The organism is Dolichospermum sp. LEGE 00246 (genome assembly GCF_015207865.1).
GTDB classification, from domain to species: Bacteria; Cyanobacteriota; Cyanobacteriia; order Cyanobacteriales; family Nostocaceae; genus Dolichospermum; species Dolichospermum heterosporum.
Window position 1 is genome coordinate 1 of the sequence record NZ_JADEWA010000275.1, and the last position, 7,299, is coordinate 7,299.

At 37.3% G+C, this 7,299-nt stretch carries 2 protein-coding genes and 1 pseudogene; all 3 read left to right on the forward strand.

All coding sequences use genetic code 11. From position 1 onward, the window contains the following. The first annotated feature begins 678 nt into the window (after positions 1-678). Complete coding sequence (locus tag IQ228_RS17065; RefSeq protein ID WP_027401417.1) at positions 679-3,237, forward strand: dynamin family protein; 2,559 nt, start codon at positions 679-681, stop codon at positions 3,235-3,237. A 343-nt stretch (positions 3,238-3,580) separates the two neighbouring features. Beyond that, a complete protein-coding gene (locus IQ228_RS17070; protein ID WP_193963670.1) occupies positions 3,581-6,994 on the forward strand; it encodes a virulence factor SrfB in 3,414 nt (1,137 codons plus the stop codon). Between the two features lie 68 nt (positions 6,995-7,062). Continuing rightward, a pseudogene (locus IQ228_RS17075) lies at positions 7,063-7,299 on the forward strand (hypothetical protein); the annotation flags it as partial.

A 7,299-nucleotide genomic window follows, 5' to 3' on the forward strand; every position in this document is an offset into this window, starting at 1 on the left:
AGTTATCCAATTAAAAAAATATCCCAAAATTTCTTGTGGTGCGGGCATCTTGCCTGCTAATAATACAAGGACGGGCAAGATGCCCATCCCACAACATTGGATTATCTTTTTTGGTAATCCCTAAGAGTCATCCAATTAAAAAAATCCCCAAAAGTTTCTTGTGGTGCGGGCATCTTGCCTGCTAATAATACAAGGACGGGCAAGATGCCCATCCCACAACATTGGGTAATTTATTTTTTGGTAATCCCTAAGAGTTATCCAATTAAAAAAATATCCCAAAATTTCTTGTGGTGCGGGCATCTTGCCTGCTAATAATACAAGGACGGGCAAGATGCCCATCCCACAACATTGGATTATCTTTTTTGGTAATCCCTAAGAGTTATCCAATTAAAAAAATATCCCAAAAGTTTCTTGTGGTGCGGGCATCTTGCCTGCTAATAATACAAGGACGGGCAAGATGCCCATCCCACAACATTGGGTAATTTATTTTTTGTGGAGTTCTCTAAATAACATTATCTTCTGCTTTAACAAGTCATGTATTTTTTTTGTTAAAGATTATTTGTAAACCATTGCCTTAACCGAACAGTCTTGTCTGTTTTCGTTGTATCAGTGGTGGTGGTTTCTGGGTTTTGTGTTATAACCCAGTTGTGAAAATGAACTCAAACGAAAGACTACTCTATGGAACCAGACAAGCTGGCGCGATTGAAAGAGTACGGTGAATTTATCCTCCGCAAAATTGACTCAGTTCCCCAACGCCCTTCCCAAGAGGAAGATTGGGTTCCCACTAGCCTTGATGATTGTCTGTTGCGGCTGCGAGAGGCGGCACAGAAAACTGTTGAACTAGCCAACTCACCGGTGAAAATTGGTGTAATGGGGGAGTTTAGCAGCGGCAAAAGTTTGCTACTAGGCAGTCTGATTGGTTATGCAGATGCTTTACCTGTAAGTGAAAATCCGACAACAGGTAATGTCACAGCTATTCATATTAAACCCCAGGATGATTTTGCAACTACTCAAGTAAATAATTATACGGTGGAATATTTATCCCATGAAGGGGTAAATGAGTGCTTACACTTCATTCTCAAAGAAGCAAACCGTCGCGCTACGTCCGCTGGGGTGACACCTTTACAGGTAGCTAAAATTAAAACTGGTAAGGATATCAGTATTTGGTGTGAGGAAGTTTGGAAAAGCTCAAATAATTTAGAGTTGCGTTATTTGGTGCGGGAGTTAGTGTTATTTTTGCGGGCTTATCAGGCTTATGGTGAGGCTTTATGCGGTCGCTTTTACCAAATTGATGGTATTACTGCCCGTGAGGGTTTACAACTGGCAGAAATGCCAATGGCGATTCAATCTCTCAAGTTTGAGGATTTACCAGCGGCGAATGTTCGCTTACCAAATGCGCCACAACGATTAGGAACGCAATTATTACAAACCAGCTTTTTCTTAATTCGTCGCGTTGATATTGAAGTGAAAATATCACGGGAAATTTGGGATGTTACGGGTGCAGAAGAATTTGTGTTGTTGGATTTTCCGGGGTTGGGTGCTGCTAATTCAGGCGCTAGGGATACATTTTTATCGTTGCGAGAATTGGCACAGGTACAAACAATTTTAGTCTTACTGAATGGTAAATCGCCGGGGAGCGATCGCGCCCATAAAATCTTCACAATGATGCAACAACAACGCCCAGGACAAGACCTCAAGGATTTAATTCTCGTCGGTGTGGGACGTTTTGATCAACTGCCTTTAGAAAGTGAAGGTGGAGAAAGAGAACTAGATTTATTAATTAATAATCAATCTGATTCTCAACCGTTACAAACAAATACAGTTTTCCAAAAATTAAAAGTTCTCAAAACCATTATTGATGGAGCGGAAGCATTTACCAGTCAAAAAGACAGAATTGTTTTATTATCACCCCTGTTAGGATTAGCTGAATTAGCCAAACGTTCTGGTCAAGTGAAAGCAGGTTCTGAGGAATTTCTTGCTAATTTAGATTATCCAGAATATCTGGAAAGACCGAAAAAATTACAACAGAAATGGGGTGATTTAAGTGAATCTTTATTAGCAGCAGATGGGAGAAATCAATTAGGGAAACAATTGGGTTATTTTGCTCAAGATGGTGGTATTAGTAAATTAAGAGAACTAATTCAAACTCATGTTGCTAATCACGGACTAAAGCAATTATATGAAGATACCCGTCGGGCGGCTGATGGTATTCGTCAACAACAAGAATATCTCAAAGAAATTATTGCCGAAATTCACGAACAAGGCATACCCACACTTGATACTCCGGCTTTACTAGAATTGAGATTAGCTATAGAAAGTTTAGATAGAACCTACAGAAACTTTCAAAAAGATTTAGGTAAAGAACAGTTGAAAGACCGCCGAGGTATTGTAGTTAGTGATGTCATTAAAGATGAACTAACTTTAAAAGTTTTGAATTGGAGTCAGTGGACATTACTATTTAATAAAATCCAAAATGGCACAATTACCTTAGCAGAATTTAAAGGTGCAGCGGGGAAATTATTTGATAGAGGAAATCGGGTTAATACCTCCATACCGACTAAGAGTGATGACTTTTATCCAGCCTTTGAGAAAACAGTTAGAGAATTGGAAAACTTTGCGAGCGATCGCATTCGTCAAGCCGTGATAGACTTATTAAGCTCATTGGCACATCAAATCACCTTAGAACGGGAAAAACTACAAGCCATTCTTCAGCCAGAAATGGAACAAGAAATTGAATCAAAATTTGGACTTGAAGAAGCAGATTTATTTTATAAACTGTTACTAGGATCTGATCCTCGTCAATGGAAAGAAGCAATTATTGCCGAAATCAATAACCATAATCAAACCATCAAACCAGAAAGTATTTTTCCCCTAGCTAGACAAGACGAAAAACACAGTGTCGGGCAAATTTTTGATTGGTCACCAGAAAGAAATCAAAACCCATCAAGAAGTGTCAATCATCAACTTTTTGTATTACGACTGCGAGATGAAATTACCGCTAGTGCTAGTCTTCACCTTGTGCAATATGTCAGTGAAAGCAATCAGCAAGTAAATATAGAAATCAATGGAATTTTAGATCAAATTATTCCCAGCTTGCAAAATCTTTCCAAAAAAGAAGCACTACTAAGATATATTGCTGCGAGAGATTCACAAACCGAATTAGCCATTCCCGCTTGGCTAGAAATCTTAACCGATATTGCCACAATTAATGAAGAAGAATTATTTACCTGCATTTAATTGGTAATACCATTTCTTTATGAGACTGCGCTGAATTTTGTAACCTTGTCTTTTCCTCCTCTGTGTTCTCTGTGCCTCTGTGGTATGGCTAACGCCACGCTTCGCTAACGTTACTTTCTAAATTTGGCGCATCTTTATACAAAATTGGTATAACATCTAATAAAGTACAAATTCATCTGCGTTCATCTGCGTTTATCCTCCTCCATCTGCGGTTAAAATCTTCCTTATCTACCTCAATGAAATAGGAATTGATATAATCCGTACTCTTCTATTAGTTATCAAATAAATTTAGGGAAATGCACTATCAATGAAATATTAACAAACAAAAAAAGGAACACCAAAAATGCCTGTGGAAATTCAGCTTCTACCTAGCTTTAAATTAGGTATGAAAGAAAACGCACAGTTGCATCTACCCACCATCCAAATTGTCCCTATTAAAAGCAACATTCCCCACATTTCTCGAATTACCTGCATAGTCAGAGGTACACCAAATGAATTAGCAGCAAAAATTCAAAGCAGCTATAGACAATTTCACTCAGATACACCCAAACAAATTTATAATATTTCTCAACTAGGACAAAACTCCTGTCAGTTAGATGCACCTTTAATCACAATAGTTGATTGTACCTTAAAGGTAATTGTCGAATATTTTGATTCTGACGCTGCGGGAAAAGCAAATTTGTCCATATCTAATCATGTATGTGCTGAATGTGATCTTTGGTTTATACCCAATTTACAAACATCATCAAGTTCATCTACAAAAAATCATCCCCCCATGAATACTTCACAATTTGATCACTATTTGCATAATTTAAGTCAACAACTCAGTGAAAAACTCAACGAAAAACAAAGAAAAAGATTTCCTGGTTGGTTAGCTTTAGATTTTGGTACTTCCAATTCTACAGTGACACTTTTTGACCCCATAGAAGTTCCCATTGCCGAAGTTTTACCCAGAGAACAAGAACTGAGATTGAGAGAACGTATGGCGGAATGGTTTAATTCCTCCCCAGATTTAGCCTTACCAGATGTTAGTAGTGGTGAGTGGGAAAAATTCCTGGTTGATATTAGCAAAAACTTAGAAATAGAATCAGATCAATTAAGTGAAATTTTTGAAAGTGATAACAAAGAATTATTTTTAGAAGCAATTCGCCAAATTGAATTATGTCTAGGAACAAGTGATAGATTTCGGCGGGCTGTTAGCAAAAAGCTTTATGCTATATATCATGAAGTTTTTCGTGTTCCCACATTAGAATCACAAAATTTAATGCCTGTAGTTTTAGATATTGACCGACGCAGCACAGAAATTCCCAGTGAAATGGAAGTATCGCAATTAATCCCCTTAAAACTACGCATGGGTAGAGACGCAAGAGATAATAGAAAAAAAGCCATAGCCCAAGGCACAACTGTTTCAGTTAAAGAAATTATTAGCAGATTTCACCATTCACCCAAACGCTATTTTGGACAAGATCGATCTTTCCCCATTATCTTAGAAGAAGATGAAGAAAATATTCAAGTTAATCGCCTCATTCAAGCGGCTTGGGCGCAATTAATTGAATTAACAGAAGATTATCGGCAACGGGCTAGACGCAGATTTTCAGAAGGAGATTTTTTAACAGCAGTTGTTACCTATCCCACTGTTGCCCCTCCCATAGTTCGCAAAGAAATTAAGCAATTAGTCCAGGAATTAGGCATTGATGATGTACAAACTGCCTATGATGAAGCAGTTTCTGTGGCTATCTTTTTCCTGTGGCGAGAATTTGGCGGAAATCTGAATATTGGCATTGAATCTTTTAAAACTCGTTGTCGTCAAAATGGGAATAAATGGTCACAAAATGTCCTGGTTTTAGATATTGGTGGCGGCACAACCGACTTAGCTTTAATTGAACTAACTTTAGAAGATAAAACCCCTTTCTTTGCAGATCATGAAGATCGAGGTTTAGGCGGACGTTACTATAAACTGACTCCTAAATTATTAGGTTCTTCAGGACATTTACAATTAGGTGGTGAATTAATTACTTTACGAATTTTCCGCTTGTTAAAAGTAGCAATTTCTGATTTTCTCCTTACCGCAGTTACTACAGGTGACATCGAAAGCGATAAATTAGAAGACTTAATTAACTCCGAATTAAACGACCGTTTTTTAGAAGATGGGAAATTTAAAACTGGTAGTTTATTAAAATGTATAGATAAGGAAAATCCTGAAGGTGATGTTGCCTTTAAAGATGCCCTGGATACTGCGGAAAAAGTCTTACCAACTCGTTGGCAACAAGCAACCCAACGCCTACAAACCTTTTATACATTGTGGGATCATGCGGAAGCCGCCAAACTCAAATTAGGACAAAAAACAACCACAGATGGTTCTTTATTAACCTTCACTTTAAATGAACAACAAATTGGCGAACTGCTTGCCCAAAGTGCTGTTAAATTTCAAGTTAGAAGTTCTGAATCTATTTATTTAACTTTAGATCATCAGCAATTTGAACGGGCAGCAACTTCGTCAATTAAAGAAGCAATTGGCATTGCTAAAGGTTTAATAGAAAGCCGTCTCAGTTCAGAACCTAATCAAAAAGTAGATTGGTTAATTCTTTCTGGGAAAACCTGTAGTCTTGATCTTGTGCAACAACAAATTTACGAGGAATTTAGTCAATCACCATATTTTGTTTGGAATCCCGAACGAATTACTTTTGTTTTAGAATTTACTAAGCTTGCCACTTCCGCAGGTGCTTGTTATGCCGAAAAACTGCGCCGCTTTCGATTTGATCCTGAAGAATCTAAAAGTCTATTACGCAAAGGTGCAAATCAATTAGAAATTGATGTCAAAAACCTGTTTTATTATCTTCCTTGCAACTTTAAACGCAAAACCCAAAGTAACGATCCATTAGCCATTTTTAGTGCTGGACAAGAACTATATCAGCTTGCACCTTGGGATACGGTTGCTAAAGTGCGGACACCTTGGCAGGGCATTCAATTAACTAATATTATCCATCGTCAAGATTATGAAAATGGAACTTTTCGTCTGTGGGGGAGTTTCGACGGTAAAATATTGATGGATAAGTTGGGCATGGAAGAACAGGAATTTCTCAAAAAAATCAAAGTCCAATTTGAGATTGACCAAGCTTTACAATTTAGTATTTTACTATGTCGAGGTAATCCCCATTATTTAATAGACGTAGTTGGTATTGATATTAATTCAGTCATATCTAAATCTACTGAAAATGCCTTGTTTACTGATGGTAATTTAAAATGGAATATTGCCGTTGAAAATCATCAACACAACTTAAATGATGGTGATATTGCTATTAATGTTTTAGAATCTGCCACAGTTGATCAACCTCATGCTTATCATTTAGTATTTGCCGTTGATAATAATGAAGGTAAATCAATGGAAACATTTCATTATTTACAAGATGGGGTGAAGCAACCAGGAACAGGATTAATTAGTAAACCTTTGCCACCATTTCCTCAAAGTGGTCAACATACTTTCTACATTTATCAAACTGATAGTGAGACAAATACCAAAAAATGGTTACGGATTGGTACACTCAGTAAACCGGATATTGTCACAGATTATCCCTGTCAATATCATGTCACTCTTGATAATACAGGCATATTAAGAATGCACGCGGGGGCAGTTCCTTATTGGACATCTAATAATCAAGAATGTCTCGAACAAGAAGGATGTATTTATCGGGCAGAATTGGAACTACAACCCAATGAAGTTGATAAAGAACGTGATCCTTTTTGCGGTATTCATTAAGTTCAAGATCCCCGACTTCTTGAAGAAGTCGGGGATCTAAAATCTTTTATTTTCATCCTGATAAAATTATGCAGAATCTACATAAACTATTAACTATAGAAAACTCAGAATTAGCCAAAATATTGCGGTTTAATTTATATGGATTAGCTGCAACTTTAACAAAAGCAAATCAAGAATATCCATTTGATGCCGGATGTCAGGTATGCGAAGAACTTCTACAAGAACTTCATCAATTATTAGAACCATCATCCTCAGATCCCCGACTTCTTAAAGAAGTCGGGGATCTAAAACAACCTGAATTAACA